Here is a 26,933-nt window from a genome sequence, read left to right as displayed (position 1 = left end):
GGCTCTTCGAAGCGAACCCGCTGCGCGCGGGTTCGAGGGGACGCACTGGCCACGTTGCCGGGCAACGTGGCCAGTTGCGGTTTCAGGAGCCGGCGGACGATGCCCTGGAGCGCTGGTAGGCGTCGTGCCAGGCCTGATAGCGCGGATCCTGCCAGATGCGCTGATGAAGGCGCGCCATGCCGTTGGGGTCGTTGAGCAGACGCCAGCGCGCCGCTTCGGCAGCACCATCGGGGCCGGCTTCGAGAATCTGCTGCATGCGCTGCTCGCGCAACTGCTCGGCCGCCGGCACCACCTTGGCGTGGCGCGCACGCGCCATTCCACAGACCAGCGCGTTGTACAGCGGGTCCACCGTCGCGGCGATGAAGCCGTCGTGCAGAGCGTTGTCGTGGTTCTCGCGGGCGTAGCGATCGGTCGCCGCCAGCTCCTGCGGCGGATTGAACTCCTCGGGAATCAGGAACAGCTTGCGCCGCAGCGCCGCCAGCCCCAACCCGGTACGGCTGGTAATCACCGACACCGGCGCCGAGAGGATCAGCGAGCCGACGATCGGCGCCAGCCACCACAGGAACGCCGGGTCGAGCCAGGCCACCAGTGCTGTCCAGAGCACGCCCAGCAGCATCTGCGGACCATGCCGCCGTAGGGCCTCGCTCCACGGGGTGGCGTTGTCGGCACGTTGCGGCGACTGCCACTGCACCGACCAGCCGAGGAACGCGGCGGTGACGAACACCGTGTGGAACAGCATGCGCACCGGCGCCGCCAGCATCGAGAACAGCGACTCCAGCAGCATCGACAGCAGCAGCCGCAGCCGCCCACCGTACTCGTTCGCGCCCTTGATCCAGATGAGCAGTACGCTCAACAGCTTGGGCAGGAACAGCAGCGTCAGCGTGGCCGAGAACAGCATGATGGCCTCTTCCGGATGCCACTGCGGCCACAGCGGATAGAGCTGGTTCGGCTGCAGGAAGTACTCCGGCACCATCAGGGTGTGAATCGCCAGCAGGCCGGTGGACAGCACCAGGAAGATGAACCACAGCGGCGCCGACAGGTAGGACATCACGCCGGTGAGGAACACGAAGCGGTGCACGGTGTGCATGCCCTTGACCAGGAACAGGCGGAAGTTCATCAGGTTGCCGTGGCACCAGCGACGGTCGCGCTTGAGTTCGTCGAGCAGGTTGGGCGGCAGTTCCTCGTAGCTACCCGGCAGGTCATAGGCGATCCACACACCCCAGCCGGCGCGGCGCATCAACGCGGCCTCGACGAAGTCGTGGGAGAGGATGGCACCGGCGAACGAGCCCTTGCCCGGCAACGGCGCCAGCGCGCAGTGCTCGATGAACGGCTTGACCCGGATGATCGCGTTATGCCCCCAGTAATGCGATTCGCCCAGCTGCCAGAAGTTGAGTCCGGCGGTGAACAGCGGGCCGTAGACGCGCGTGGCGAACTGCTGCATGCGCGCATAGAGGGTGTCCATGCCCGATGCGGTGGGCGCCGTCTGAATGATGCCGGCGGACGGATTGGCCTCCATCAGCCGCACCAGGCTGGTCAGGCAATCGCCGCTCATCACGCTGTCGGCATCGAGCACCACCATGTAGCGGTAGCTGCTGCCCCAGCGACGGCAGAAGTCGTCGATGTTGCCGCTCTTGCGCTTCACCCGGCGCCGGCGCCGGCGGTAGAAGATATGGCCGAAGCCGTCGACCTCGCGACACAGCTCCAGCCAGGCCTTCTGCTCGGCTACGCAGATATCGGGATCGTTGCTGTCGCTGAGCACGAAGATGTCGAAGTGCTCGATCTGCCCGGTGGCCAGCAGCGATTCGTAGGTCGCGCGCAGACCGGCGAATACTCGCGGCACGTCTTCGTTGGCGATGGGCATCACCAGCGCGGTGCGCGCTTCGCGTGGGATCGGTTCGTTGCCCAGCGTGCTGGCGGAAATATTGTAGCGGTCGCGGCCCTTGAGCAGCTGGAAGAAGCCCATCAGTGCCGTCCAGAAGCCCACCGACACCCAGCAGAACAGCAAGGCGAACAGCAGCAGGATGCTCGTCTGCACCACGTAGGGCAGGATCTGCCGCGCCGATTCCTGCCACGGCTGCTGGAATACCTCCTGCAGATCGACCAATGCCCAGCCCTGATAGGGCAGCACGGACTTCATGTGCCAGGTGGCAATGACGGTCTGCACCAGCATCAGCGTCAGCAGCAACGTCCGGCGCAGGGCAACCACCTGGCGCCAGCGCGAGTCGCGCTCGACCGGCGGCGGTACCTCCACGGCACGGTTTTTCTTGCGCAGCAGGCGCCACCAGCTCAGGCGCAGCACGTTGGTGTGCCACGGCTCGGGCACCATGCGGGTACGCACGATCGGCGGCGTCGAGCGGATGCAGACGCGCGCCTGGTGATCGCGCATCAGCGCACGCCCACGCTCGAAGGTATCGCCCCAGCCGAGCTTCAGCCGCGCCGCGACCGAGCCCAGCGCACCGGCCGAAGGCGGCACGCCGGGCGCGGTGTCCGGCGTCTGCTGAGCGAGGACGCGATGCAGGTCGTCGAGCGTGCCGCCCTCGCGCGCGACCTCATCGGCCAGCGCCTGGCGTTCGGCGTCGGCCAGCGGCAGTTGATCGAGATAGTGTCCGCCGAGGGACGCTGACGCCAGGTTATTCATGGATCGGAATCTGGTAGCTCCAGGTTTCGGAAAGCGTCTTCTCGCCTTCCACCAGTGCAGCGCGCAGCTCGACCGGACGCGCCGGATCGCGCACTTTCAGTCGCAGCGTCAGGCGCCAGCCCTTGCTCACCGGGTTGTAGCGCAGGCTGTTTTCCACCAGTTCGGCGTTGTCGTCGGTACTCACCCGGGTGCTCACCGGCGCATCGGCCGGCAGCGCTGCAAGGTTGGGGCCGACGAAATCGACGATCAGCGCGATGCTGCCGTCAGGCTGACGGATCAGGTTCGACTGCTTGACGTCGCCAGTGGACAGGCGCGTCTGGCTGACCCAGGCGAGAGCCGGGTCGTGCAGCGCCGGTTCATCCATCGTGAAATGCAGGCGATAGGCAAAGTCCAGCGGCTTGCCGGGCTCCGGGCGCTGCTCGGGTACCCAGAAGGCGACGATGTTGTCGTTGGTCTCATCCGGCGTGGGGATTTCGATCAGCTCGACGTGCCCCTTGCCCCAATCGCCGGTCGGCTCGACCCAACCGCTGGGGCGCAGCTCGTAGCGGTCGTCCAGATCCTCGTAGCGGCCGAAATCGCGGGTGCGCTGCAACAGACCGAAACCACGCGGATTCTCCACGCTGTAGCTGCTGATGTTCAGGCGCTTGGGGTTGTTCAGCGGTCGCCAGATCCACTCGCCGTTGCCAGCATGAATCGCCAGGCCTTCGGAATCATGCAGCTGCGGACGGTAGTTGCGCTGCACGCTCGGCTGGTTGGCGCCGAACAGGTACATGCTGGTAAGCGCGCCGAGCCCGAGCTTTTCCACGGGCTCGCGCAGGTAAACCCGCGCCTGCACGTCGACGGTGCTGTCCTTGCCTGGCGTCACCACCATGCGATAGGCACCGGTGGCGCGCGGCGAATCCAGCAGTGCGTAGATCACCAGGTTGCGCCGGTCGGCCTGCGGCCGCTCGATCCAGAATTCACGGAAGCTCGGAAACTCCTCGCCGCTCGGCAAGGCGGTGTCGATGGCCAATCCCCGCGCCGAGAGGCCGTAGACCTGACCCTTGCCGATCACGCGAAAATAGCTGGCGCCGAGCAGGGTGATCAGCTCATCGGCCTTTTTTGGCTCGTTCAGCGGATAAAGCACCTTGAAGCCGGCGAAACCGAGGTTCTCCAGGGCGGCAGGTTCGATCTGTACCTGGCCGAAATCGAACATCTGCGGGTCGTAGCGGACTTCCTTGACGCCCTTGCTGGTGATCTCGTTGATCTTCACCGGGACGTTGAAATGCATGCCCTGGTGATAGAACTGCACCTCGAACGGGGTCTTCGCGTCGTGCCAGAGCGCCTTGTCGGGACGGAAACGCAGTTGCTGGTAGTCGGCGAACGCCATGCTGCGGAACACTTCCGGCAGGTTGCTTTGCGGCGCGGCGTAGTTGGCAGCCGCCAGCTCCTCGGCCTTCTTCGCCACGTCGTCAAGGCCGAATGCCCAGCCGTTGCCGGCAAACAGACTCATGGACAGGCCCAGCGCCATGCCCAGCAGGCGTCCGCTACGCGTGCCTGCCCTGAAACCAATGTTTCGTGACACATCCCCTCCTGATTTTCACGATGATGCCGGCCATCGATCGGCGCCGGTCTGTCTGTTGGTCTGCCGTCGGGTTAAATGATTCCCGCGCCGGGTCAATCGAGGCGGCGCATCATCCCACGCCGGACACAGGCCGGATAGATGGTCGCGCACCTTACCTGCGGCCAGCTGCCGCATCGGCAAGCCGGCGGCAGGCGGGCGTCACAGTCACTCAGCGCAAGATGAATGCGGCGCTGCGTACCTGCTGCGAATCGAGCCCGATCTGCACCTCGAATTCGCCAGGCTCGGCCACCTGCCGCAGCTGGGCATTGAAGAACCGCAGATCTTTCTCGCCGATGTCGAAGCGGACCTCACGCTCCTCGCCGGCCTTGAGCATGACCTTGCGAAACGCCTTGAGTTCTTTGACCGGGCGAATCACCGACGCCACCTGATCGCGGATGTACAGCTGGACCACCGCAGCACCGTCACGCGAACCGCTGTTCTTCACCTTCACGCTCGCCTGCAAGGTGCCCGGCAGGCGCAGCTCGGCACTCGACAGGGACACGTGCGACAGCTCGAAATCGGTATAGCTCAGGCCGTAGCCGAACGGGTACAGCGGGCCGGTGGGTTCCTCGAAGTACTGCGAGGTGTAGTTGCCCGGCTTGCCCTCGACATAGGGACGCCCGACGCGCAGGTGATTGTAGTAGGTGGGAATCTGTCCCACCGAACGCGGAAAGGAGATCGGCAGCTTGCCGGAAGGGTTGTAGTCGCCGAACAGCACGTCGGCGATCGCATGACCGCCTTCGGTGCCGCTGAACCAGGTTTCCAGGATCGCATCAGCGTTGGCCTTGGCCCAGCCAAGCTCCAGCGGCCGGCCGTTCATCAGCACCAGCACCAGCGGCTTGCCGGTTGCCTTGAGCGCGCGTAGCAGCGCCTGCTGGCTGGGTGGAATCTGCAGACTGGTGCGGCTCGAACTCTCGTGGGACATGCCGCGCGATTCACCGACGGCGGCAATCACCACATCGGCACGTTCGGCGGCAGCGACCGCTTCGGCGATCATCTGCGCGGCCGGGCGCGGGTCCTGCACCACTTCGGGCGTGTCCCAGTTGAGGAAGTTCAGGTATTCGACGAGGTGCGGATCGTCGGTGATGTTGGCGCCGCGGGCATGGAGCAGCGTCGCCTTGCCGGACAGTGCCGCGGTCAGCCCCTGACGCAGCGTCACCGCCTGCGCGGCAACACCGGCGGCCGACCAGCTGCCGAGCATGTCGAGCGGCGAATCGGCCAGCGGGCCGACCAGTGCAATGGTGCCGCTTTTCTTCAGCGGCAGCGTCTGCGCGCGGTTCTCCAGCAGCACCAGCGATTCGCGCGCCACCGCACGCGCCTCCGCCCGGTGCAAACGGCTCTCGGCATTGACGTCCTGCGGATCGTCGGCGGCTGCACCGATGCGCCGCAGCGGATCGTGGAACAGGCCCATGTCGTACTTGGCGCCCAGCACCTCGCGCACCGCAGCGTCGATCTCGCCGATCTCGACTTCGCCATCACGTACCAGCCCGGGCAGTTCGTCGCGGTACAGCGAGTCGGCCATGCTCATGTCGATACCCGCCTTGAGCGCAAGCCGCGCCGCCTCGCGCCCGTCCTGCGCGACGCCGTGGCGCAGCAGCTCGCTGATCGCGCCGTGGTCGCTGACGGTCATCCCGCGAAAGCCCCAGTCGCGGCGCAACAGGTCACGCAGCAGCCAGCTGTTGGCGCTCGCCGGCACGCCGTTGATGGCGTTCAGCGCGACCATCACGCCACCGGCGCCTGCCTCCACGGCCGCGCGGTACGGCGGGAGGAAGTCCTGGTGCATGCGCATCGGGCTCATATCGACCACGTTGTAGTCGCGCCCGCCCTCCACCGCGCCGTACAGCGCGAAATGCTTGACGCTTGCCATGATGCTGTCCGGCGCCGCGACGGATTCGCCCTGATAGGCCTTGACCATCGTGCGGGCGATTTCCGAAACCAGATACGGATCTTCGCCGAAGCCTTCGGAGGTGCGCCCCCAGCGCGGGTCGCGGGAAATGTCCACGGTTGGCGCGAAGGTCATGTCCAGCCCGTCGGCGCTGGCTTCGATGGCCGCCACGCGACCGCTGCGGGCGATGGTCGGCAGATTCCAGCTCGACGCCAGGCCGAGGCCGATCGGGAAGATCGTGCGGTGACCATGCACCACGTCGTAAGCGAAGAAGATCGGAATTCCCAGGCGGCTGCGCCGCGCGGCTTCCTGCATGGGGCGGTTGTCGTGGCGGGTGACGCTATTGAAGGTGCCGCCGATGTGGCCCGCCTGCAGTTCCTCGAGAATCTTCGGCTGCGGCATGTCTGCGCCGATGCTGATCAGCCGCAACTGGCCAATCTTCTCCTCGAGGGTCATGCGCTCGATCAGGCTGTCGATGAACGCCTGCTTGTCGTCCAGCGCAGGAGACTCGGCGGCGATGGCGGCGTGCATGAAAAATCCGGCGAGCAGACCGAACACGGGGAGTCTTTTCACCAACGGCAGTTGGGGTTTCATCGGGAATCTCGTTGCTGCGGGAAGGTACGGTCGCTACGACCGCTAAATGAGACCTCGGCGCCGCAGGATGCATGCGACCACACCGAGCGCTCGGCGCAGAAGTATGACGCGCCGGACCCCGGACAAACCAGAGGGGCGTCGCCAAACAGGAGAAGGGCCGAACGGCCAGGCGGCCGCCCGGCTTTCAACAGGGGGGAACGCCGCACCAGCGGACAGCCGGCACGGCGGGTGCAGCAACGCCGCGCAGGCGCGCGGCACGGGAACGGCGGCGCAGCCTCAGCCCTTGAGCTTCACCGTCAGCTTGGCGACGTGCTCGCCCTGGAAGCGCGCAATGTTCAGCTCCTTCTGCGAAGGCTGGCGAGAGCCGTCGCCGCCGGCGATGGTGGTGGCGCCATAGGGTGTGCCGCCATTGGTTTCGGAGATGTCGAACAGCTCGCTGGTGCCATAACCGATCGGCACGATGATCATTCCGTGGTGCGCCAGGGTGGTCCAGGTCGAGGTGATGGTCATCTCCTGGCCGCCGCCGGTGCCGGTCGAGCTGAACACGCTGGCCACCTTGCCATGCAACGCGCCCTTGGCCCACAGGCCGCCGGTCTGGTCGAGGAAATTGCGCATCTGCCCGGACATGTTGCCGAAGCGGGTCGGCGTACCGAAGATGATCGCGTCGTAGTCGGGCAGTTCGGCCGGGCTCGCCACGGGCGCGGCCTGATCGCTCTTGCCGCCGGCATTCTTGAATACCTCGGCCGGCATGGTTTCCGGCACGCGCTTGATGGTCACCTCGGCACCGGCGACGCGGCGCGCGCCCTCGGCCACGGCATTGGCCATCGTTTCGATATGGCCGTACATCGAGTGATACAGCACGAGAATCTTCGCCATCTTGCTATCTCCTGGGAGGGTTCGGGGTTTCTGAAAGTGCGGGTTGTCCATCGTTCCGGCAACCCGGTGAAACAGGTGCAACGTCAATCCGGCTCAGGTCACGTCAACCAACACGATCTCGCTGTCTTCCAACGCCGTGACGGTCAGTTGCGCTTCATCGCGCACCGCCACGCCGTCACCGGCCGCGGCCTGCACGCCGTTGATGTCGAGGCGCCCACTGGCGGGCACCAGATAGACCTTGCGGCCGTTCCCTATGGAATAGTCCGCGCTTTGCCCGGCCGCCAGCGTCGCCGCCACCAATCGTGCGTTGGCACGGATCGGCAGCACCTCGGCATCGTCCGGTATGCCGCTGGCCAGCGTGACGAACGCGCCGGCACGCTCGCCGCGGGGAAACGGCCGGGTGCCCCAGGACGGCGCCAGGCCGGAGCGCTCGGGGAAGATCCAGATCTGGAAGATGCGGGTTTCCTCGTCCTCGAGGTTGTACTCGCTATGGACGATGCCGGTGCCGGCGCTCATGACCTGCACATCGCCGGCAACCGTGCGGCCGCGATTGCTCAGGCTGTCCTCGTGGGTGATGGCGCCCTGGCGCACGTAGGTGATGATTTCCATGTCGCGGTGCGGATGCGCGGGGAAACCTGACTGCGGTGCGATCGTGTCGTCGTTCCAGACGCGCAGCCGGCCCCAGTGCATGCGTGCCGGGTCGTGATAGTCGGCGAAGGAAAAATGGTGACGGGCATTCAGCCAGCCGTGATGGGCATGGCCAAGGCTGTCATGGGGACGCAGTTCGATCATGGCAATCTCCTTTGAGGCTGTCCGGCCGGGGCCGGCGCAGCGAACGTGGAGCCATGATGTATTGATTCAATGACGAAATGAGTGCAATTTTCGCGCGCCAAACATCGAACAATTCGATTATTTACGTCCGATACCGCTCCGCAGACGTTACTTCTTTGCCGCCGGGAAGCGCTTGACCGTCTCCAGCCAGGCGCTATCCAGCTGCCGCTGATCGATGTCCATGCCCAGCGACTCCATCAGTTCGCGGTGCTGGTCGATCTCGCGCGTCGCATCGCTGAGCGCGACGCTGTTACCGTCCAGCTGGTGCATCTGGGAGAGCCCCAGATGGTAGAAACGCAGCAGCTGTATGGCCTGCGGATCACGTGCGGCGACGCCGGCCTGCACCTGATGCATCAGGTTGGTGACGCTCATCAGGCTGCGCTTGAGCCGCCAGCCATAGGCGGCAGCCGCCATCCAGGGTTGTTGCCAGAACAGCGCACGCACCAGCACCACGGTGAGCAGCAAGCCAGCCAGCACGCCGCCGATGTTCCAGCGCAGGTTGTCGCCGCCCGGCTCGCCGAACAACGCCACCGCCACCGCGGCAAGCCCCATTGCCAGCACGGCGAAGATCGCGATGACCACCATCGTGCTGCGTCGCGTCTGCTGCCGATAACGCTCGGCGCTCATCGGTTGGATCTCGAAAACCACCATGACGGATTCCTTTGCGGGGTCGAACGGGGCGTGGATTATCGCCACAAATGCGCCCACCCCGCTCGGCATTCCTCACCCCAGCGCGAACGGCAGCAGCAGCGCAATCAGAATGCCCAGCAGACTCATCCCCAGCGCCGCGAAGGCGCCGCACTCGTCGCCCTCCTCCAGCGCCCGGGCGGTGCCGATGGCGTGCGCGTTGATGCCGTAACTCAAGCCGCGCGCCGCCGGGTGCTCCACGCCCGCCCAGCGCAGCAGCAGCGGTCCCAGCGCGGTACCGATGACACCGGTGAGCATGACGAACACCGCCGCCAGCGAAGCCAGGCCGCCCAGCTCCTCGGCCACCAGCATGGCGATCGGCATGGTCGCGGACTTCGGCGCCAGGCTCATCAGCACCGGCAGTTCGGCGCCCAGCAGCCAGGCGATTGCCAGGGTGAGCGCCACACAGAGCACCCCGCCGACCACCAGCGTGATGACGATCGGCCAGAACAACTGGCGAATGCGCCGCAGGTGACGGTACAGCGGTACCGCCAGCGCCACGGTGGCCGGCCCCAGCAGCATGGCGATCGGCGCGGCGCCCTCGCGGTAGCGCGGGTACTCCACGCCGACCAGCGTCAGCGTGGCGACCACCAGCAGCATGCCGATCATCACCGGCTGCAACACCAACCAGCCGCTGCGCCGGTACAGCATCAGCGCCAGCTGGAAGGCAATCAGCGTAAGCACCACGGCAAACAGTGAATGCGCCAGCACGTCATTCCAAGCCAAGCGCCAGTCGAGCACGCTCATGTCTGATCCTCCGCACGTCGCTCCTGACGGCGGATCAGCCGCTGCATCAGCCAGCCACAGAACGGCACGGTAATCAGCAGCGACAGCACCAGCCCCGCGGCGATGGCCGGCAGGTCATCGAGCAGTGCCGAGCCGCTGGTCATGATCCCGGCGGCCGGGACGATCAATAGCAGCGGCAGGTACTGCAGCAGCAGCGCGGCGGTCTTTTCCAGCGACTCGGGAATTCCGCGACGCGCCAGCAGCAGGACGAACAGCAGCAGCATGCCGAGAATCGGCCCCGGCAACGCCGGCAGCAGTACGAGATTCAGCACATGGCCAAGCAGCTGCAGCAGCACCAGCCAGGTCAACCCTTGAAGAATCATCGTGCGCCCTCCCCGTGCCGCGGTTGCTGGTTCATTGCCGGCGTCCCCCTCAATGCAAAAGGCTCCGACTATGGACGCAGTGGCCGTTGCGCAACAGGATCAGATGCACGCAAAAAAAGCGGATCAGCTGTATACAAAGCAAGGTGCTGATACAGGTCAACTGCGCGCGTCAGCACGGTTTTGCCGCGGCACTGAACGCCATCTGATCCGTATTTATGCGTTTCATCTGAGTCTGTTATGCAGTTGCTGCGCCACCGATCATCCGCTCGCCCGAACTGCCCATGAGGCGAGCGCCAAATGAACGACCGCATCCCCGCACAACTCATCGAAACCGTCGACGCGAGCACGCCTATTCGCCTCACGCCCGCGCAAAGCGGCGGGCCGATTCACACCCGCAGCTTCAGCGGCTATTTCCGTAACCTGCGCCTGTTGGGCGGCGGCCTGCTCATGCTGCTCTACTTCGGCACCGTCTGGCTGAACTGGAACGGTCGCCAGGCGGTGCTGTGGGATCTCGGTCAGCAGCAGTTCCATATCTTCGGCGCGACCTTCTGGCCGCAGGATTTCATCCTGCTCTCGGCGCTCCTGATCATCGCGGCGTTCGGCCTGTTCTTCATCACCGTACTGGCCGGCCGCGTCTGGTGCGGCTACGCCTGCCCGCAGAGCAGCTGGACCTGGATGTTCATGTGGGCGGAGAAAGTCACCGAAGGCGACCGCCTGCAGCGCATCAAGCTCGACGCCGCGCCCTGGTCGCCCGGCAAGCTGCTGCGCCGCAGCGCCAAGCACGCGCTGTGGCTGGCGATCAGCCTGGCCACCGCGCTGACCTTCGTCGGCTACTTCACACCAGTGCGCGAACTGGTGGGCGACCTCACGCGCCTGGACATCGGCCTCACCAGCGCCTTCTGGCTGCTGTTCTTCACCGCCGCCACCTACCTCAACGCCGGCTGGCTGCGCGAACAGGTGTGCCTGCACATGTGTCCGTACTCGCGCTTCCAGAGCGTGATGTTCGACGCCGATACCCTGCTGGTCTCCTATGATGCCGCGCGTGGCGAAGCCCGCGGCGCGCGGCGCAAGGACAGCGACCCACGCGCGCAGAATCTGGGCGACTGCATCGACTGCACGCTGTGCGTACAGGTTTGCCCCACCGGCATCGACATCCGCGATGGGCTGCAGCTGGACTGCATCAGCTGCGGTGCCTGCATCGACGTCTGCGACGGCGTCATGGACCGGATGGGCTATGCCCGTGGCCTGCTGCGCTACACCTCCGAACGCGCACTCAACGGTGGCGCGACACGCTTCTTCCGGCCACGCCTGGTCGCTTATGCCGTGGCGCTGATGGCGATGATCGGTGCCTTCATCTGGGCGCTGGAGGCACGGCCGCAACTGCAGTTGGACGTCACACGCGACCGCACACTGTACCGCGAGAACATGCAGGGGCAGATCGAGAACATGTATCGCCTCAAGCTGATCAACAAAACGCAGCAACCGCGCCGCTACGCACTGACGCTGACGGACGGTCCGTTCGCGCTGCACGGCCCGACCGAGGTCAGCCTGGCGCCGGGCGAGATCGCCGATCTGCCGGTCAGCGTCGCGCTGCTCGACGACACGCGCGAATTCAGCCAGGAAGTGCATTTCGAGGCCCGCGACCTGGCCCAACCGGCCAGCCGGGTGCGCACGCCGAGCACCTTCGTCGCTCCCCTCGCCGCGCTGCACCAGTAGACTGGCCGCTCTACCCGCCACCATCAGGGTCCCGATGAAGCGCTACGAAAAGTTCGCCGACGAGATTGCCGAGCTGATCCGCAGCGGCGTGCTCGCCCCCGGACAGAAGGTGCCCTCGGTGCGCCACGCCAGCCGCACCTACGGCGTCAGCCCGTCCACGGTGTTCCAAGCCTACTACCTGCTGGAGGATCGCGGGCTGATCCAGGCGCGGGCGCGCTCGGGCTATTTCGTCCGCGAACACGCCAAACGTCCGCTGCACGAGCCGGAGATCGGCGCGCGCCCCGCGGAAACCACCGATGTGGACGTCAGCGAACTGGTGTTCTCGGTGCTCGCCTCGCTGCGCGATCCGGCCACGGTGCCGTTCGGTTCGGCCTTTCCCAGCCCCGAGCTGTTTCCGCTGCCGCGCCTGGCGCGCTCGATGGCGCAGAGCGTGCGCGACATGCCGGCGCGCGAGGTGATCGCCGAGATGACCGCCGGCAATCCCGACCTGCGCCGGCAGATCGCCCTGCGCTACATGGTCAGCGGCGTGATGCTGCCGATGGACGAGCTGGTGATCACCACCGGCGCCATGGAAGCGCTGAACCTCTGCCTGCAGGTGGTGACCGAGCCGGGCGATTTGGTGGCGATCGAGGCGCCGGCCTTCTACGCCACGCTGCAGGTGCTGGAACGGCTCAAGCTCAAGGCGGTGGAGATTCCCGTCCACCCGCGCGAAGGCATCGACCTCGACATCCTCGCCGACCGCCTGGCGCACCTGCCGATCAAGGCCTGCTGGTTCATGAGCAGCCTGCAGAACCCGCTGGGCGCGAGCATGGGCGAGGCGAAGAAGCAGCAGCTCTACGATCTGCTGCAGCACCATCAGGTGCCGCTGATCGAGGACGACGTTTACGCCGAGCTGTACTTCACCCGCGAGCCGCCGCGCCCGGTAAAGAGCCACGACCGCGACGGCCTGGTGATGCACTGCGGCTCCTTTTCCAAGAGCCTGGCGCCCGGCTACCGCGTCGGCTGGGTCGCCGGCGGGCGCTTTGCCGAGCAGATCGCCCGGCTCAAGCTGATGACCACTATCTCACCCTCGGTGCCGGCGCAGGCGGCCATCGCCGACTACCTGCAGCACGGCGGCTACGACCGTCATCTGCGCAAGCTGCGCCATGCGCTGGAAATGCAGCAGGGGGCAATGCTCGCCTCCGCCGCCCGGCATTTCCCGGCCAGCACGCGGGTCACGCGGCCCAGCGGCGGCTATTTTCTCTGGTTCGAGTTTCCCGAGCAGGTGGATTCGCTGCAGCTGCTGCAACTGGCGCTGGCCCAGGGCATCAGCCTGGCACCGGGGCCGATCTTCTCGGCGACCCGGCGCTTTCGCAACTGCGCGCGGCTGAACCACGGACACCCGTGGGACGCGCGCAGCGAAGACGCAATGGCGCTGCTGGGGCGGATGCTCAAGTCGTTCTGAACGCCCGGGCACGCTTGCCAGGGCCCGCGATTCCTGCGAAAAAGCCGCCCCTTTCCCAACGTTTACGAGACGACGATGAGCGACGAGCTGCTGATCGAGGATATCCAGCCCGGCGACGGCAAGGCCGTGGTCAAGGGCGCGCTGATCACCACCCACTACCGCGGCACGCTGGAAGACGGCACCGTGTTCGATTCCTCCTACGAACGCGGCAGGCCCTTTCAATGCGTGATCGGCAGCGGACGGGTGATCAAGGGTTGGGATATCGGTCTGATGGGCATGAAGGTCGGCGGCAAGCGCAAGCTGTTCGTGCCAGCGCATCTGGCCTATGGCGAGCGCCAGGTCGGCGCGCACATCAAGCCGAATTCGAATCTGCACTTCGAGATCGAACTGCTGGAAGTGCTGACCCGCGACGATTGAGTCAGGCGCAATCCAGCGGCTGCTGGCGGCGGCGCGCCTTGATCAGGTACATGCGGTCGTCGGCCTGCTTGAGCAGTTGCGCCTCGGCCTCGCCGTCCTCGGGATAATGCGCGATGCCGATGCTCAGGCCAGCAACCAGCTGGTGGCCGACCAGATCCACCGGCTGCTCGAACGCCGCGCGAATCTTGTCGACGACCCGCTCGGCGTCCGCCGGATGCGCGATGCTTTCCAGCAACACCACGAACTCGTCGCCGCCCAGCCGGGCGACCGTATCGCTGTCGCGCACACAGTGCACCAGCCGCTCGGCGACCGCCCGCAGCAGATGATCGCCGGCACTGTGGCCGAAGCTGTCGTTGACCTGCTTGAAACGATCCAGATCGATGTAGAGCAAGGCGAACCGCCCACCGTTGCGCCGCACCCGTGCCAGCGCTGTGCCCAGGCGGTCGGCGAAACAGGCACGATTCGGCACGCCGGTCAGTTCATCGTACTGGGCCATGCGCTGCAGGCGTGCGTACAGCTGTTTGCGCTCGATGGCGGTGACCACCTGGGTGGACACGAACTGCAACAGCTCCTGGTCTTTCTCGGTGTACGGCACGCCTTTGCTCTTCAGCAGCAGCGCGCCGATCACGCCTTCGCGCGAGTTGAGCGGCACGCCCAGCCAGCACGCCGCATCGGCGCTGTTCAACGGCAGCACCAGCATCGGCACCGATTGCGCATTGAAGCGCAGCGGCTGGCCGCCATGCAGCACGGAAAAACACAGGGAAGCCACCGGCTCCGGCGGTGGGGCCAGCGAATCGGGCGCGAGCGCCTGGTAGGGGTAGCCCAATTCGCCGCTGGCGGAATCACGAATGGCAACGATGAAATCGTCGACCGGCAGTAGCTGGGCCACGGTCAGGTGGATCTGCTGATACAGCGCGGCAAGGTCCTTGGCCGCGTGTGCCGCTTCGGAGATCGAATAGAGCGCCGCCTGCATCGCTTCGGACTGCTTGCGCCGGGTGATGTCCCGCGCCACGCCGATGCGCAGCTTGTTGTCGGTCGACCAGCAGGCCGACCACATGATGTGCACGACCGTGCCGTCCTTGCGCACGTAGCGGTTCTCGAAATGCAACAGCGGCTGACCGACCATCACCTCCTCCGCCGCGGCCAAAGTACGCGCCCGATCCTCGGGATAGACCATCTCGATCATCCGCTTGCCGAGCATCTCCTCCGGCGTATAGCCGAAGATGCGCTCGCAGGCCGCACTGACGAAAACGAAATTGCCCTGCGCATCGACGACGCAGATGGCGTCGAGCAACAGATCGATGACACTCGCCAGCGGCGCGTAGTTTTCCGTTTTCATCGCGGCAGACCTGCTTCGGCTCTTCGGCACGATTAGCCAATCAGACTGTGACGCAGTCTTCACGTTTGGCACATCATGGCTTAATCCGCCTGGCAACGCATTGCCTAAATGGAGGTTGTTCGTGAGGTTTTTTTACCGCGTCTCGCCTTCACTGAATCCAGCGTGGATAAAAGCCCAGCGCGGCTTGCGCAGCGGCCTCCGTCAGCGGCGCAACGGCCGCTGCCGCCTCAGGTCGCTGCGCAGATTGACCGTCGCCACGGAAGAAGAAGCGGCGTCCGTCGGCCAGCGTCAGGAAAATTCCAAGCGCGCCATGCCCTTCCAGCGGCACCAGCACCAGCGCACCGTCACCGAACAGGTCCAGACTCCGCGCATAGTCAAGATACGGTCCGGACTCGAACTGCAGCGTCTGCCAGCGGACCGCATGGCGGAACTGGCTCGGCAACACCGCAGGCGGTGTCGCGGCCCGCAGGTAGCGCAGACTGTCCGCGCTGGCCGCGACGGGCACCTCCGGATAATCGGCCAGCCCCGACGCGTGCTCCCAGCGCACGCAGCCGAGCAGAATGCGATCGACCGTCAGACCGTCACGCTCGAGCTGGTCGCGTACCGCATGTACCTCGCCGTAATGCTTGAGGCGCCACGGCACCTCGGCATCCACCTGGGCATCGATCTGGCGCCCCAGCCCGGTGCCGAACAGCAAGCGGGTCTGGCCATGCTCGATGAGGATCGCCAGGTGGTTGACCGGGGGTGATTGCTGCCAGCCGCCGCGGCGCCAGGAATATTCGCTTCGGCTGTCGCTCTGCGCCGTTTTGACCAGGCTGAAGCGCACCCCGTCGGCAGCCGCCGCGCTGCCGACCACACCGAGCATGAGCACCGCGAGCAGCCCCAGCAGCCGTGCCGCCCCGGTTGACGACCGGAAACGCTTGGCGGGCGCCCGGCCGTTTCGCGCGAACATGGCCTTACAACCCAGGCATGCCGACATAGCCAGGCAGCGCGCGGATGCGGGCGAACCAGGCTTGCAGCGCCGGATATTGGCTGAGGTCCAGACCGCCGTCGCCGCCCAGCGCGACATTGGGATACACGGCGATGTCGGCAATGGTCGGCTGCGCCGTTTCCGCGAGCCAGTCGTGCACGGCCAGATGCCGTTCGAGGACGCGCAACGCGCTCAGCGCGCGGGCCTGCGCCAGCTCCGCATCGATCGGCATGCCGAACAGCTTGCCCACCCGCACCGTGGCCGGGCCGTGCTGCGTTTCATTGGCGGCGAAGCTCAGCCAGCCGGCGATCCGACCCTGCGTTTCGGCCTCCAGCGGGTACCAGCACTCATCGGCATAACGCCGCGCCAGGTAGACCAGGATCGCCTGCGAATCGCCCAGGCGGAACTCGCCATCTTCCAGCGCAGGCACCTGCCCGCGCGGATTGATGGCGCGAAACGCCGGCTGCTTCTGCTCGCCCTTCAGCAGATCGACCGGGAGCAGCTCGACAGGCTGGCCGATCAGGCTGAGAAACAGACGCACCTTGTGGCAATTGCCGGACAGCGTCATGTCGTGGAGTTTCATGGTCACACCCTCGTGGTTGTTGTGCACTGGATAATAGACAGACCTGTCTGTACACTTCAAGCGCAAAGATGACCAACGGACGGCAACTGGAGCGCGCAGGGAACGCTCGCGCATAATGGCCGTTCCGAAGGAGGCACTCATGGCATCGAACAAGCGCGACCAGCTGCTCAGCACCGCCGAAGACCTGTTCTATCGCGACGGCTATCACGCCACGGGCATCGACCGGATTCTGGCCGAATCCGGCGTGGCCAAGATGACCCTGTACAAGCACTTCAAATCCAAGGATGAGCTGATCGTCGCCGTGCTCGACGCGCGCCACGAGGCGATGCTCGCGCGCCTGCGCGAACGCGCCGCGAAGCTGCCGCCGCGCGCGGCGCTGCTGGGAATATTCGACGGCCTGCACGGCATGATCCACGGCGACGGGCGCTTCTGCGGCTGCCTGTTCGTTAACGCCGCCGCGGAGTATCACGACCGCGATCACCCCATTCATCGGCGCTCGGCCGCCTACAAGGCCGAGCTGCAGACCTACCTGCGCGAGCTGCTGGAGCGCCTTGATGCACCGGCGCCCGCGCAGCTTGCGCGCCAGCTGCAGTACCTGCTCGAAGGGGCGCTGAGCATGGCGCACATCGAAGGCCCTGGCGACCAGGCACGGGACGCCCGGGCGGCGGCCGAGCAACTGCTCGCGGCCGCCGGCATCCGCGCATCCGACTGAATCAGGCGGGCTTGGCCTCCGACTCGCGCACGCGGAACCACGCCGCGTAGAGCGCCGGCAGGAACAGCAGCGTCAGTGCTGTGGCGACGATCAGCCCGCCCATGATCGCCACCGCCATCGGCCCGAAGAAGATGCTGCGCGACAGCGGAATCATCGCAAGCACGGAGGCCAGCGCGGTCAGCACGATCGGCCGGAAGCGCCGCACGGTGGCGTCGATGATTGCGTTGAAGCGGTCGTGGCCGGCACCGATGTCCTGCTCGATCTGATCCACGAGGATCACTGAGTTGCGCATGATCATCCCCGACAGCGCGATGGTGCCGAGCATCGCGACGAAACCGAACGGCTGACGGAACAGCAACAGGAACAGCGTGACGCCGATGATGCCCAGCGGCGCGGTGAGGAACACCATCGCCGAGCGCGAGAAGCTCCTGAGCTGCACCATCAGCAGCGTCACCACCACCAGCACGAACAGCGGCAGGCCGGCGTTCACCGAACGCTGGCCACGCTCGGAATCCTCGACCGTACCGCCGACTTCCAGCAGATAGCCGCTGGGCAACTGCGCGCGGATATCCGCCAGCGTCGGCTCGATCTGCCGCACCAGCGAGGCCGGCTGCTGATCGCCATACACATCCGCACGCACCGTGACCGTCGGCAGGCGGTTGCGGTGCCAGATCACGCCCTCCTCGAAGCCGTACTCCAGCGTTGCCACCTGCGCCAGCGGCACGCTGCGGCCGCTGGCGGTGGGAATGGCCAGGCTGGGCAGCATCGACAGTTCGAGGCGCTCACGCTCGGTGCCGCGCAGCAGGATCTCGATCAGCTCGTTGTCCTCGCGGAACTGGCTGACGCTGCTGCCGATGAAGGTGCGTCGCAGGAATTCCGACAGCTCGGCGGTGCTGACGCCCAGCGCACGGGCGCGGTCCTGGTCGACATCGAGCAACACCTTCTTGCTCGGCTCTTGCCAGTCCAGGTGCACGTTGGCGACGTACGGATTTTCCGCGACCTTCGCCGCAACCTGCCGAGCGTGAGCGCGTACCACGTCGATGTGCTCGCCGGTGACGCGGAACTGCACCGGATAACCCACCGGCGGGCCGTTCTCCAGCCGCGTCACCCGCCCGCGCAGCGCGCTGAAATCCTCGCGCAGGCGCTCGATCAGCCAGCCGCGCAGCTCCTCGCGCGCCTCGATGCTCTGCGCCAGCACGACGAACTGGGCAAAGCTGGTCGCCGGCAGTTGCTGGTCGAGCGGCAGGTAGAAGCGCGGCGAGCCGGTGCCAACGTAGGCCACGTAGTTATCGATCCCCGGGCGGTCCTTGAGCATCGTCTCCAGACGCCGGACCTCCGCCTCGGTAGCCTTCAGCGACGCGCCCTCGGCGAGCTTGAGGTCGACCATCAGCTCCAGCCGCCCGGACGCCGGAAAGAACTGCTGCGGCACCAGTCGGAACAGCGCTACCGCCGCGACGAACGCCGCCAGCGTCAGCACGATCACCGTCTTACGCCGACGCACGCACAGCGCCACCACGCGTCGTACACGCTGGTAAAAGGCCGTCGAGTACGGGTCGTGGCCGCCGCTGCTACCGCCGTGCTTGCGCGCGGCACGCGCCGCGAGATCCGGCAACAGCTTGTCGCCAAGCAGCGGCACGAAGGTCACTGCGGCGATCCAGGAGGCGATCAGCGCGATGGTCACCACCTGGAAGATCGAGCGGGTGTATTCGCCAGTGCTGGAGTTGGCGGTGGCGATCGGCAGGAAGCCGGCGGCGGTGATCAGCGTGCCGGTCAGCATCGGGAACGCCGTACTGGTCCAGGCGAAGCTCGCGGCCTTGAGCCGGTCGTAGCCCTGCTCCATCTTGATCGCCATCATCTCCACGGCAATGATCGCGTCGTCCACCAGCAGGCCCAGCGCCAACACCAGCGCGCCGAGGGAAATCTTGTGCAGGCCGATGTCCAGGTAATGCATGGTGGCGAAGGTCATCGCCAGCACCAGCGGAATCGACAGCGCCACCACCAGCCCGGTGCGCATGCCGAGCGAGAAGAAGCTCACCAGCAGAACGATCGCCAGCGCCTCGATCAGCACCCGGACGAATTCGCCAACACCGGTCTTCACCGCTGCCGGCTGGTCGGAAACCTTGCGTAGCTGCATGCCGACCGGCAGCTCCTGCTGCAGACGGGCAAACTCCTGCTCCAGCGCCTCGCCGAGCATGAGAATGTCGCCCCCGGCCTTCATCGACACCGCCAGCCCCAGCGCCGGCTCGCCCATGAACCGCATGCGCGGCGCCGGCGGCTCGTTGAAACCGCGGCGAACCTCAGCCACGTCGCCAAGACGGAAGGTGCGGCCCTCGAAACGGATGGGGAAATCGCGAATCTGTTCGGCGGTGGTGAAATTGCCGCTGACCCGCAGCTGCACGCGCTCGCTGGGCGTTTCGACGAAGCCCGCCGCGCTCACCGCATTCTGTGCCTGCAGCGCCTGATGCACCGCTTCCAGCGGGACGCCGAGGGTGGCCAGCTTGACGTTGGACAGCTCGATCCAGATCTTCTCGTCCTGCAGGCCGATCAGCTCGACCTTGCCGACGCTCTTGACCCGCTGCAGCTGCAGCTGGATGCGGTCGGCGTAATCCTTGAGCACGGCGTAGTCGAAGCCCTCTCCGGTCAGCGCGTAGATATTGCCAAAGGTGGTGCCGAACTCGTCGTTGAAGAACGGACCCTGAATGCCCGGCGGCAAGGTGTGGCGGATATCGCCGATCTTCTTGCGAATCTGGTACCAGAGTTCGGGAATGTCCTTGGAGCGCAGCGAGTCGCGCGCCATGAAGGTGACGTTGGATTCGCCGGGGCGCGAGAACGACACGATGCGCTCGTACTCACCGGTCTCCATCAGCTTTTTCTCGATGCGCTCGGTAACTTGGCGCGACACTTCCTCGGCGGTGGCGCCCGGCCACTGCGTCTGGATCACCATCGCCTTGAAGGTGAATGGCGGGTCTTCGCTCTGCCCCAGCTTGCCGTAGGACAGCACGCCGACGACGGCGACCAGCAGCATCAGGTAGACCACGACCTGGCGGTTGTGCAGCGCCCAGGCGGAAAGGTTGAAGCGCATCGTGGCTACTCCTGCGGGGCCAGCTCGACCGGGCGGTTGTCGCGATCGACCGGACGTACCGGCTGCCCTTCGCTGAGCAGCTGCACCCCGGCCATGACGATCCAGTCATCGGCCTGCAGCCCTTCAAGCACCGGCACCAGCCGCTCGCCATAGGGACCGGTGCGCACCGCCACCCGCTGCAGCGTCGAGTCGTTGCGCACACGCCAGACGAAGGCTTGCTCGCGTTCGGCGCTGATCGCCGACAGCGGCACGGCAAGCGGCACCTTCGCCGCGCGGCGCACGGTCACCAGTGCGCTCTGGCCGAGGTCCGCCGGTACATCCTGATCGCTGAAGGCGACCCGCGCCGAATAGGTCCGGGTGTTCGGATCGGCCGCCGGCGACAGCTCGCGAATCTGACCGGCGTAGCGCCGCCCCGGTTGCGACCAGAGTTCGACCTCGACTTCCTGGCCGATGCGGTAACGCTCCAGCGCTTGCTCGGGCAGGTTGATCGCCACCTCGCGCTCACCGTCCGCGGCGAGGACGAATGCCGTCTGACCGGCGGCCACCACCTGGCCGACCTCGATGCTGCGGCGCGCGATGACGCCATCGCGCGAGGCGCGCAGCACCGCGTAATCGACCTGGTTGCTGGCCACGTCGAACTGCGCCTGCGCCTGCTGCAGACGCGCCGCGGCGGAACGGTAGGCATTGTCGGCGCTGTCGAATTGCGACTGGCTGACCAGCTGACGACCGAGCAGCGCCCGGTAGCGGTCATACTCCGCCTTGGCGACCCGCAGGTTGGCCTCGGCGGCCGTGACCTGGGCGCGCATGCCGTCCAGCTGCAGGCGCACGTCCTGCGGATCGAGCCGCGCCAGCGGCTGGTCCTTGCGCACACGGTCGCCCGCCTCGACCAGACGCTCGCTGACCTTGCCATCGATGCGGAACGCCAGCTCCGGCTCATAGCGCGCATGCACCTCGCCGGGGTAGCTTTCGCGCATCGCGCTGGCCGGCTGCGGCTGCACCACCAGCACCGGGCGCGGCGGTGGCGGCTCGGGCTCGCCGTTGCCGCAGGCGGCCAGCAGCAGAACGCTCCCCAGCAGGGAGCCGATGGAGATGGCTTGTCGGAACACGATGCAGACTCCCTCTGTCACGAGGCGGGCGGGAATACTAAACTGCCGGGTATAGTAAAAATAGCGAACCAACCAGTCCACTATTAAAAGCGATCATGATAGACAGCCATTCCCCCTCTCCCGGCCCCGGCCGACCAAAGGACCCGGCCAAGCGCGAGGCGATTCTCACCGCGGCGCAGGTGCTGTTTCTCGCCAAGGGTTACGAGGGCAGCAGCATGGACGCCATCGCCAGCGAAGCCGGAGTTTCCAAGCTCACGCTGTACAGCCACTTCAAGGACAAGGAGGCGCTTTTCTGTGCGGCCGTGAAGGCGACCTGCGAAACTCGGCTGCCGCGCCGCCTGTTCCAGCTTGCGGATGACTGCCGGATCGACGCGGCGCTGCTGGCCATCGGCCTGGCCTTCAACGCGTTAGTCAACAGCCCGGAGTCGATCGGCCTGCATCGGGTGATGGTGGGAATGGCCACGCAGAATCCGGCGCTGGTGCGGATGTTCTTCGACGCCGGTCCGCAGCAGCTGCTGTGCGATCTGCAGCAGATGTTCGCCGAGGCCGACGCGCGCGGTCTGCTGACGATCGCCGAACCGCTGCGCGCGGCCGAACACTTCTGTTCGCTGATCAAGGGTGCCCGGCACTTCCGCCTGCTGATCGGCTACGTCGAAGCCACCGATGCCGACGCGGGGTCGGACGAGGCGCATGTGCACGACGTGGTCGCGACGTTCCTGCGCGCGTACGGCCGCTGACGCTCAGCCCTGCAGTTTCTTCTTCGGGTAGATGTCGTAGCGGCTGGACTTGCCTTCCAGGCTATAGCCCGGCTTGGCGCCCTCGATGGTCGGCGCCTTGCGCGGGCGCTTGACCACTACCCGGTGGCTGGCCAGTTCCAGCGCGGCCGCCAGCAACGCCGGCGCATCGAGATCGTCGCCGACGAAGGGCCGAAACAGGCGCATCTCCTTCTTCACCAGCGCGCTCTTGTCGCGGTGCGGGAACATCGGATCGAGATAGATGACTTGCGGCGGCTCGCCCGTCCACTGACGCATCAGCTCGATAGCGTTGCCCTGGCGCAGGCTCATCCGCGCGGCGATCGGCGCGACTTCGCTGTCCTGCGCGGCGCGGGTGAGGCCATCCTCGAGCAGCGCGGCAATTAGCGGCTGACGCTCGATCAGCTCCACCGTGCAACCCAGGGTCGCCAGCACGAAGGCATCGCGCCCAAGGCCCGCGGTCGCATCCAGCACGCGCGGACGCACGCCCGGCTGCACGCCGACCGCCTTGGCGATCATCTGCCCGCTGCCGCCGCCGAACTGCCGGCGATGCGCCGCGGCGCCCTCGACGAAATCCACGCGCACCGGGCCGGGCGCCTGAGCTTCGAGCGCCTGCAGCTGCAATCCCGCCTCACCGAACTGCAAGGCGAACCCGGCGGCCTCGTCATGCTCAGGCAGGTCAAGACGGAGGGCCCAGTCATGCGCTGCCGCCGCAAACGAGGGCGCGAGCGGTTCGACACGAACACAGGGATGATCAGGCATGGTGGACTCACTGCGCGACACGAAAAGGCGGCGCATTGTGCCAGAGCGCCGACGAGGCGCCCATGCCGGTGGCTCAGCGACACACGCCGAAACCACCCATGTCGACGTGGAAGTGGTCCTGATGCGCCGCGTTGTACTGCGGCCCCAGCGTGACGTTGAACACCGCGCAGGCCGCATCGTGCACTTCGCGCAGGAAACGCGCCTTGTCGCCCTCGCCCGCCCAATCGCGCGCCACGGTAATGCGCGTGCCGTCCCGCAGACCGAAGCCGGCGAGGTCCAGCGCGTTGGCGCTGGCGTGCTGGCTGCGTCGGTTACTGCGGGCAATGTTGCGGCAGGCGAAGCTGCCAAAATGTTCGACCCGCACCACCGGTTGACCGAATACCCGCTGCGCCGCCGGCTGCAGGCCGTGCAGCTCGAACAGCGCATAGGCCGCGGCCAATGGGCAGGTCGCCAGAAACGGGCCGTTGAAACGTACCGCAGAGCCCTGCACACGCACGCTGTTTGCCACCGGACAGCCAGGTTCCGGCGTCGTGTCAGGCACAGCGACGTAACGCAGTGGCGCACTGGCCAGCGCCTGTTCGCACAGCGAGCGGTCATGTTGCAAGCGACGCAGCTTGAACGGAGTCAGCAGGTTCGGCGGCTCGCGCACATCCAGCGGCGTCCAGGGGTTCCAGGACGGCGGAATCTCTATCCACTGCTGGCGAACGGCGAACGCCAGGGCCGCCAGCAGCACCAGTACGAAAAGCAAGAATCGGCCGAAGGTCATGCCTAATCAGGCAACGGGCGTGGCCCGAAGTTGAGTGCGATTTTTTACCGAAGGTGTGGCGCCGCTATTCGACCAGCAGCGATAGCTGTGGCGCGCGATGCAGCGGAGGCAAGGCCGGCAGCCCGGGCAGGCGCTCGCGTAGCTGCGCGTGAAAACGCAACGCCAGCTCCGGCGCCCGGTGATTGTCTGGCGTATGCAGATAGACGTGCGGCGTCTTGCCGGCCTCGATCCAGGCGGCGACCCGTTCCAGCCACGGCTGCATGAAGAGATCGTTGGCCTCCAGCTGCGGGTGGCCGATGAAGCGCAGCTGCGGCGACGCGCTGAACGCGGTCGGCCGCACCGGCACCCGCGGCTTCTTACTCTGCGCGTGCAGCAGCGCCGGCTCGCGCGAGCGGCAGCTGAACAGCGCCCGCGAATCCAGGCAGATGCGTTCCACGGCGGAATCGCGCAGCAAGCGATTCAGCGCACGCTCGCCCGCCCCCTTATCGAAGAACGCCGGGTGGCGCACTTCCACCGCCAACGGCGCGGCGAAATCCTTGATCAGCGTCGCCAGTTCGGCGAGCCGCCCCGGCCCGAAACTGGCCGGCAGTTGCAGCCAGAACGGCGTGACCCGCCGCCCGAGCGGCGCCAGCAGCGCCTTGAACGACTGCGCCAGCTCCAGCACCGCGCGCAGGTCGTCGGCCTGGCTGATCTCTCGCGGCAGCTTGGCGCAAAAGCGAAAGCCCTCCGGCATCTGCAGCGCCCATCGCTGGATCGTCTGCTCCGCCGGCCAGGCATACAGCGTGGTATTGCCCTCGACGCTGTTGAACACCGAGCAGTACTGCGGAAGAAATTGCGCCGGAGGCGTTCCCGGCGGATACAGCGAGCCCAGCCAGGCGCTTTCGCTCCAGGACGGACAACCGAGGAAATAGGGAATGCTCACCGGGGCCGGCCGGCCTCAGGCGTAGACATCGAGGCCGAGCACCTCGGCGGCATCGGGGTCGCTGCGAAAGCTCGCGGTGCTGGTGTAGCTGGCCAGCGCCTGGGCGACACGACTGGACAGCGGACGTTCGGCGAGGGCTTCGCTGTAGCGGATCGGCCGGAAGCTCTCGAGAGCAACGGACTCACTGGTGCTCTGCTGTGCGCGGCCGGTGCGCTGCTGAAAATGCTCGCTGGACGGGCTGAGGTCGATCTCGCGCGGGTGCTCGACGGCACGCTGGCTGTCGCGATACGGCACCGGCGCACTGCCAGGACGGACAGTGCGATCCAGAGGGTATGCAGACTGGGAGAGACCGTCGACGCGCATGTTTCAACCTGAAAGAAAGCCGGCCGACTCTAGCGACCGGCCGGAGGTTTGGCAATGCCCGGCTACACGCGTCCGGGCCGGACCGCATCAGACGCCGGCTTTGGGTGTCGCTACGTTGTCGCGCAGGTAGACCGGCTGCGCCTGGTCGGCCTCAACGGCCTCGCCGCGCTGCCAGGCGAACGTCGCCAACCGCAGCAGGTCTTCGGCATGTGGCAACAGCTGGGCATCCATATGGCCCACCGCGACGGGAATGCGCGTGGCGTAGCCCCATCCGGTGCCCGCGCCAAACCACTGGCCGGCCGCATCGCGCGGCAAACCGGCCTGCTCCGGCGGCAGCACGGCCTCGCTGCCGCACAACTGCATCTCGCCGGCACGCTCGCGGTAGCAGCCCCAGTAGACCTCGTCCATGCGCGCGTCGATGGCTGCCGCCACCTGCGTGGCGCCGTGTTCGCGCCAGGCGCGCTGGGCAATGGTCGCCAGGGTGGAAACCGCCAGCACCGGTCGCTCCAGCGCGAACGCCAAACCCTGTACCACGCCGACGGCGATGCGAACCCCGGTGAAGGCGCCTGGACCGCGCCCGAAGGCGATGGCGTCCAGCGCCGACAATGCGATGCCGGCCTCGGCGAGCAAGGTCTGGGTCATCGGCAGAATGCGCTGGGCGTGCAGGCGCGGAATGACCTCGTAGTGACTCAGCACCCGGCCATCATGTAGCAGGGCGACAGAGCAGGCTTCGGTGGCAGTGTCCAGGGCCAGCAGAGTGGTCATCGGGGCGGTTCCGGTCGATCAAAAAGGCGTCGATTCTAGCCTATTCGGCGGGCCGGGTTGCGGGCGCGGACAGACGCGCCGATTCGCAGCCACGCCCTCGAAAATGAAAAAGGCCCGTATCTGCGATACGAGCCTTCCATCAGCCGGTGTGGCGATACGGCGCTCAGCTCAGCGCAGCGAACACCTTGGCGGTGATTTCTTCCACCGAGCCGACACCCTCGATACGGCTGTACTTCGGCGTGCCTTCGGCAGCGGCCAGGCTCTGATAGAAGTCCACCAGCGGCTTGGTCTGCGAATGGTAGACGGACAGGCGATGACGCACGGTCTCTTCCTTGTCGTCTTCGCGCTGGATCAGCTCTTCGCCGGTCTCGTCGTCCTTGCCGGCGACCTTCGGCGGATTGTGCTCGGTGTGGTAGACCCGACCCGAGGCCGGGTGCACGCGGCGACCGGCGATACGGCCGACGATTTCCTCGTCGTCGACGGCGATTTCGACCACGTTGTCGATACGCACGCCGGCTTCCTTCAGCGCTTCAGCCTGCGGGATGGTGCGCGGAAAACCGTCGAACAGGAAACCGTTGGCGCAATCCGGCTGAGCGATGCGTTCCTTGACCAGATTGATGATCAGGTCGTCGGAGACCAGACCGCCCGCATCCATCACGCTCTTGGCTTTCAGGCCCAGCTCGGTGCCGGCCTTGACCGCCGCGCGCAGCATGTCGCCGGTGGCGATCTGCGGAATACCGAATTTTTTGGTAATGAAACCGGCCTGAGTGCCTTTGCCGGCACCGGGTGCTCCCAGCAGAATCACGCGCATGGATGAATCCTCGACTTTCTTGGAAGGGGACTTCGCCGACCGGTCGCTCGCACCTTGTTCGCCGACGAATCAAAAATTCTGGTTTGCCGCCATGCGACAAAAGGTGGAACACGATACACAGCACACCGGGAGGGCACAAGATATCCCCCCGCGCGCCTTCCGTCGTGCCGAATGCGCCACCACCGGGTACGCCGAACGGC

At 66.3% G+C, this 26,933-nt stretch carries 25 protein-coding genes; 6 read left to right on the top strand and 19 right to left on the bottom strand.

Translation table 11 applies throughout. The features are described 5' to 3' along the window. Positions 1 to 82: 82 nt before the first annotated feature. The 8 genes from mdoH to U8L64_RS07985 all read right to left on the bottom strand — a co-directional run bounded on the left by mdoH (position 83) and on the right by U8L64_RS07985 (position 10,223). Positions 83 to 2,638 (bottom strand): glucans biosynthesis glucosyltransferase MdoH, encoded by a 2,556-nt coding sequence (mdoH, locus tag U8L64_RS08020; RefSeq protein WP_102829614.1) that lies wholly within the window; start codon positions 2,636 to 2,638, stop codon positions 83 to 85. Further along, positions 2,631 to 4,148 carry a glucan biosynthesis protein G gene (locus U8L64_RS08015; RefSeq protein WP_077682957.1) on the bottom strand — a complete coding sequence of 506 codons (1,518 nt, stop codon included), beginning with the start codon at positions 4,146 to 4,148 and terminating at the stop codon, positions 2,631 to 2,633. Before U8L64_RS08015 ends, mdoH begins: the two co-directional genes overlap by 8 nt. A gap of 262 nt (positions 4,149 to 4,410) precedes the next feature. Beyond that, positions 4,411 to 6,699 carry a beta-glucosidase BglX gene (gene bglX / locus U8L64_RS08010; RefSeq protein WP_333396730.1) on the bottom strand — a complete coding sequence of 763 codons (2,289 nt, stop codon included), beginning with the start codon at positions 6,697 to 6,699 and terminating at the stop codon, positions 4,411 to 4,413. 297 nt (positions 6,700 to 6,996) lie between these two features. Beyond that, positions 6,997 to 7,596 (bottom strand): NAD(P)H:quinone oxidoreductase, encoded by a 600-nt coding sequence (wrbA, locus tag U8L64_RS08005; RefSeq protein ID WP_333395924.1) that lies wholly within the window; start codon positions 7,594 to 7,596, stop codon positions 6,997 to 6,999. Positions 7,597 to 7,689: 93 nt separating this feature from the next. Next, on the bottom strand, positions 7,690 to 8,388 hold the full coding sequence (locus tag U8L64_RS08000) for a pirin family protein (protein ID WP_333395921.1): 699 nt from the start codon (positions 8,386 to 8,388) through the stop codon (positions 7,690 to 7,692). A 147-nt stretch (positions 8,389 to 8,535) separates the two neighbouring features. Then, positions 8,536 to 9,078: a DUF3087 domain-containing protein gene (locus U8L64_RS07995; RefSeq protein ID WP_043297238.1), complete on the bottom strand. Its 543-nt coding sequence runs from the start codon at positions 9,076 to 9,078 to the stop codon at positions 8,536 to 8,538. Positions 9,079 to 9,150: 72 nt separating this feature from the next. Beyond that, positions 9,151 to 9,861: an LrgB family protein gene (locus U8L64_RS07990; RefSeq protein WP_054093292.1), complete on the bottom strand. Its 711-nt coding sequence runs from the start codon at positions 9,859 to 9,861 to the stop codon at positions 9,151 to 9,153. After that, positions 9,858 to 10,223 (bottom strand): CidA/LrgA family protein, encoded by a 366-nt coding sequence (locus U8L64_RS07985; protein WP_043297240.1) that lies wholly within the window; start codon positions 10,221 to 10,223, stop codon positions 9,858 to 9,860. Before U8L64_RS07985 ends, U8L64_RS07990 begins: the two co-directional genes overlap by 4 nt. A gap of 70 nt (positions 10,224 to 10,293) precedes the next feature. On the opposite strand from U8L64_RS07985, the gene U8L64_RS07980 reads away from it, so the two are divergent. The 4 genes from U8L64_RS07980 to U8L64_RS07965 all read left to right on the top strand — a co-directional run bounded on the left by U8L64_RS07980 (position 10,294) and on the right by U8L64_RS07965 (position 13,800). Beyond that, positions 10,294 to 10,524 carry a hypothetical protein gene (locus tag U8L64_RS07980; protein ID WP_333395913.1) on the top strand — a complete coding sequence of 77 codons (231 nt, stop codon included), beginning with the start codon at positions 10,294 to 10,296 and terminating at the stop codon, positions 10,522 to 10,524. Beyond that, the gene (ccoG, locus tag U8L64_RS07975) at positions 10,521 to 11,939 is read left to right on the top strand and encodes a cytochrome c oxidase accessory protein CcoG (protein ID WP_273525920.1); all 1,419 of its coding nucleotides are present in this window, start codon (positions 10,521 to 10,523) and stop codon (positions 11,937 to 11,939) included. The genes U8L64_RS07980 and ccoG overlap by 4 nt, the downstream gene beginning before the upstream one ends. A 34-nt stretch (positions 11,940 to 11,973) precedes the next feature. Beyond that, positions 11,974 to 13,383: a GntR family transcriptional regulator MpaR gene (gene mapR, locus U8L64_RS07970; RefSeq protein WP_333395910.1), complete on the top strand. Its 1,410-nt coding sequence runs from the start codon at positions 11,974 to 11,976 to the stop codon at positions 13,381 to 13,383. 75 nt (positions 13,384 to 13,458) lie between these two features. After that, positions 13,459 to 13,800 carry an FKBP-type peptidyl-prolyl cis-trans isomerase gene (locus U8L64_RS07965; protein WP_333395907.1) on the top strand — a complete coding sequence of 114 codons (342 nt, stop codon included), beginning with the start codon at positions 13,459 to 13,461 and terminating at the stop codon, positions 13,798 to 13,800. Between the two features lies 1 nt (position 13,801). Here the strand turns inward: U8L64_RS07965 and U8L64_RS07960 are convergent, their stop codons facing one another. From U8L64_RS07960 to U8L64_RS07950, 3 genes are all read right to left on the bottom strand, one after another. Further along, positions 13,802 to 15,139, bottom strand: coding sequence for a GGDEF domain-containing protein (locus U8L64_RS07960; protein ID WP_077682952.1), 1,338 nt, complete (start codon positions 15,137 to 15,139; stop codon positions 13,802 to 13,804). A gap of 148 nt (positions 15,140 to 15,287) precedes the next feature. After that, a complete protein-coding gene (locus U8L64_RS07955; protein ID WP_442965272.1) occupies positions 15,288 to 16,091 on the bottom strand; it encodes a Zn-dependent hydrolase in 804 nt (267 codons plus the stop codon). A gap of 4 nt (positions 16,092 to 16,095) precedes the next feature. Continuing rightward, positions 16,096 to 16,692, bottom strand: coding sequence for a glutathione S-transferase family protein (locus U8L64_RS07950; protein ID WP_054093297.1), 597 nt, complete (start codon positions 16,690 to 16,692; stop codon positions 16,096 to 16,098). 139 nt (positions 16,693 to 16,831) lie between these two features. Here U8L64_RS07950 and U8L64_RS07945 point away from each other — a divergent pair, with 139 nt between their 5' ends. Continuing rightward, positions 16,832 to 17,404 carry a TetR/AcrR family transcriptional regulator gene (locus tag U8L64_RS07945; RefSeq protein ID WP_054093298.1) on the top strand — a complete coding sequence of 191 codons (573 nt, stop codon included), beginning with the start codon at positions 16,832 to 16,834 and terminating at the stop codon, positions 17,402 to 17,404. 1 nt (position 17,405) lies between these two features. Here U8L64_RS07945 and U8L64_RS07940 read toward each other — a convergent pair whose 3' ends face one another. Further along, positions 17,406 to 20,486, bottom strand: coding sequence for an efflux RND transporter permease subunit (locus tag U8L64_RS07940; RefSeq protein ID WP_333395900.1), 3,081 nt, complete (start codon positions 20,484 to 20,486; stop codon positions 17,406 to 17,408). Between the two features lie 5 nt (positions 20,487 to 20,491). After that, positions 20,492 to 21,592, bottom strand: coding sequence for an efflux RND transporter periplasmic adaptor subunit (locus U8L64_RS07935; RefSeq protein WP_043297248.1), 1,101 nt, complete (start codon positions 21,590 to 21,592; stop codon positions 20,492 to 20,494). 95 nt (positions 21,593 to 21,687) lie between these two features. Here U8L64_RS07935 and U8L64_RS07930 point away from each other — a divergent pair, with 95 nt between their 5' ends. After that, positions 21,688 to 22,329, top strand: a complete 642-nt coding sequence (locus tag U8L64_RS07930; RefSeq protein ID WP_333395897.1) for a TetR/AcrR family transcriptional regulator — start codon at positions 21,688 to 21,690, stop codon at positions 22,327 to 22,329. A 3-nt stretch (positions 22,330 to 22,332) separates the two neighbouring features. Here U8L64_RS07930 and U8L64_RS07925 read toward each other — a convergent pair whose 3' ends face one another. The 6 genes from U8L64_RS07925 to adk all read right to left on the bottom strand — a co-directional run bounded on the left by U8L64_RS07925 (position 22,333) and on the right by adk (position 26,733). Continuing rightward, entirely contained in the window at positions 22,333 to 23,106 is a 774-nt protein-coding gene (locus tag U8L64_RS07925; protein ID WP_333395894.1) for a class I SAM-dependent methyltransferase, read from the bottom strand. Positions 23,107 to 23,179: 73 nt separating this feature from the next. After that, positions 23,180 to 23,872: an extensin-like domain-containing protein gene (locus U8L64_RS07920; protein WP_333395892.1), complete on the bottom strand. Its 693-nt coding sequence runs from the start codon at positions 23,870 to 23,872 to the stop codon at positions 23,180 to 23,182. A 64-nt stretch (positions 23,873 to 23,936) separates the two neighbouring features. Further along, complete coding sequence (locus U8L64_RS07915) at positions 23,937 to 24,734, bottom strand: DUF72 domain-containing protein (RefSeq protein ID WP_333396724.1); 798 nt, start codon at positions 24,732 to 24,734, stop codon at positions 23,937 to 23,939. Between the two features lie 75 nt (positions 24,735 to 24,809). After that, on the bottom strand, positions 24,810 to 25,157 hold the full coding sequence (locus U8L64_RS07910; RefSeq protein WP_333395889.1) for a hypothetical protein: 348 nt from the start codon (positions 25,155 to 25,157) through the stop codon (positions 24,810 to 24,812). 87 nt (positions 25,158 to 25,244) lie between these two features. Next, a complete protein-coding gene (tsaB, locus tag U8L64_RS07905; protein ID WP_333395887.1) occupies positions 25,245 to 25,922 on the bottom strand; it encodes a tRNA (adenosine(37)-N6)-threonylcarbamoyltransferase complex dimerization subunit type 1 TsaB in 678 nt (225 codons plus the stop codon). Between the two features lie 163 nt (positions 25,923 to 26,085). Further along, positions 26,086 to 26,733 (bottom strand): adenylate kinase, encoded by a 648-nt coding sequence (adk, locus tag U8L64_RS07900; protein ID WP_043297254.1) that lies wholly within the window; start codon positions 26,731 to 26,733, stop codon positions 26,086 to 26,088. Between the last annotated feature and the right edge of the window lie 200 nt (positions 26,734 to 26,933).

Source organism: Pseudomonas sp. FIP_A4, from assembly GCF_036701605.1.
Lineage (GTDB): Bacteria > Pseudomonadota > Gammaproteobacteria > Pseudomonadales > Pseudomonadaceae > Stutzerimonas > Stutzerimonas phenolilytica.
This window is presented reverse-complemented; position numbering and strand designations above follow the sequence as displayed.

Excerpts from the sequence above, each read along its gene's own strand:
- mdoH (WP_102829614.1), bottom strand. The coding sequence starts at position 2,638 with ATGAATAACCTGGCGTCAGCGTCCCTCGGCGGACACTATCTCGATCAA.
- U8L64_RS08015 (WP_077682957.1), bottom strand. The coding sequence starts at position 4,148 with ATGGCGCTGGGCCTGTCCATGAGTCTGTTTGCCGGCAACGGCTGGGCA.
- wrbA (WP_333395924.1), bottom strand. The coding sequence starts at position 7,596 with ATGGCGAAGATTCTCGTGCTGTATCACTCGATGTACGGCCATATCGAA.
- U8L64_RS08000 (WP_333395921.1), bottom strand. The coding sequence starts at position 8,388 with ATGATCGAACTGCGTCCCCATGACAGCCTTGGCCATGCCCATCACGGC.
- U8L64_RS07995 (WP_043297238.1), bottom strand. The coding sequence starts at position 9,078 with ATGGTGGTTTTCGAGATCCAACCGATGAGCGCCGAGCGTTATCGGCAG.
- U8L64_RS07990 (WP_054093292.1), bottom strand. The coding sequence starts at position 9,861 with ATGAGCGTGCTCGACTGGCGCTTGGCTTGGAATGACGTGCTGGCGCAT.
- U8L64_RS07985 (WP_043297240.1), bottom strand. The coding sequence starts at position 10,223 with ATGATTCTTCAAGGGTTGACCTGGCTGGTGCTGCTGCAGCTGCTTGGC.
- U8L64_RS07980 (WP_333395913.1), top strand. The coding sequence starts at position 10,294 with ATGGACGCAGTGGCCGTTGCGCAACAGGATCAGATGCACGCAAAAAAA.
- ccoG (WP_273525920.1), top strand. The coding sequence starts at position 10,521 with ATGAACGACCGCATCCCCGCACAACTCATCGAAACCGTCGACGCGAGC.
- mapR (WP_333395910.1), top strand. The coding sequence starts at position 11,974 with ATGAAGCGCTACGAAAAGTTCGCCGACGAGATTGCCGAGCTGATCCGC.
- U8L64_RS07965 (WP_333395907.1), top strand. The coding sequence starts at position 13,459 with ATGAGCGACGAGCTGCTGATCGAGGATATCCAGCCCGGCGACGGCAAG.
- U8L64_RS07960 (WP_077682952.1), bottom strand. The coding sequence starts at position 15,139 with ATGAAAACGGAAAACTACGCGCCGCTGGCGAGTGTCATCGATCTGTTG.
- U8L64_RS07955 (WP_442965272.1), bottom strand. The coding sequence starts at position 16,091 with ATGTTCGCGCGAAACGGCCGGGCGCCCGCCAAGCGTTTCCGGTCGTCA.
- U8L64_RS07950 (WP_054093297.1), bottom strand. The coding sequence starts at position 16,692 with ATGAAACTCCACGACATGACGCTGTCCGGCAATTGCCACAAGGTGCGT.
- U8L64_RS07945 (WP_054093298.1), top strand. The coding sequence starts at position 16,832 with ATGGCATCGAACAAGCGCGACCAGCTGCTCAGCACCGCCGAAGACCTG.
- U8L64_RS07940 (WP_333395900.1), bottom strand. The coding sequence starts at position 20,486 with ATGCGCTTCAACCTTTCCGCCTGGGCGCTGCACAACCGCCAGGTCGTG.
- U8L64_RS07930 (WP_333395897.1), top strand. The coding sequence starts at position 21,688 with ATGATAGACAGCCATTCCCCCTCTCCCGGCCCCGGCCGACCAAAGGAC.
- U8L64_RS07925 (WP_333395894.1), bottom strand. The coding sequence starts at position 23,106 with ATGCCTGATCATCCCTGTGTTCGTGTCGAACCGCTCGCGCCCTCGTTT.
- U8L64_RS07920 (WP_333395892.1), bottom strand. The coding sequence starts at position 23,872 with ATGACCTTCGGCCGATTCTTGCTTTTCGTACTGGTGCTGCTGGCGGCC.
- U8L64_RS07910 (WP_333395889.1), bottom strand. The coding sequence starts at position 25,157 with ATGCGCGTCGACGGTCTCTCCCAGTCTGCATACCCTCTGGATCGCACT.
- tsaB (WP_333395887.1), bottom strand. The coding sequence starts at position 25,922 with ATGACCACTCTGCTGGCCCTGGACACTGCCACCGAAGCCTGCTCTGTC.
- adk (WP_043297254.1), bottom strand. The coding sequence starts at position 26,733 with ATGCGCGTGATTCTGCTGGGAGCACCCGGTGCCGGCAAAGGCACTCAG.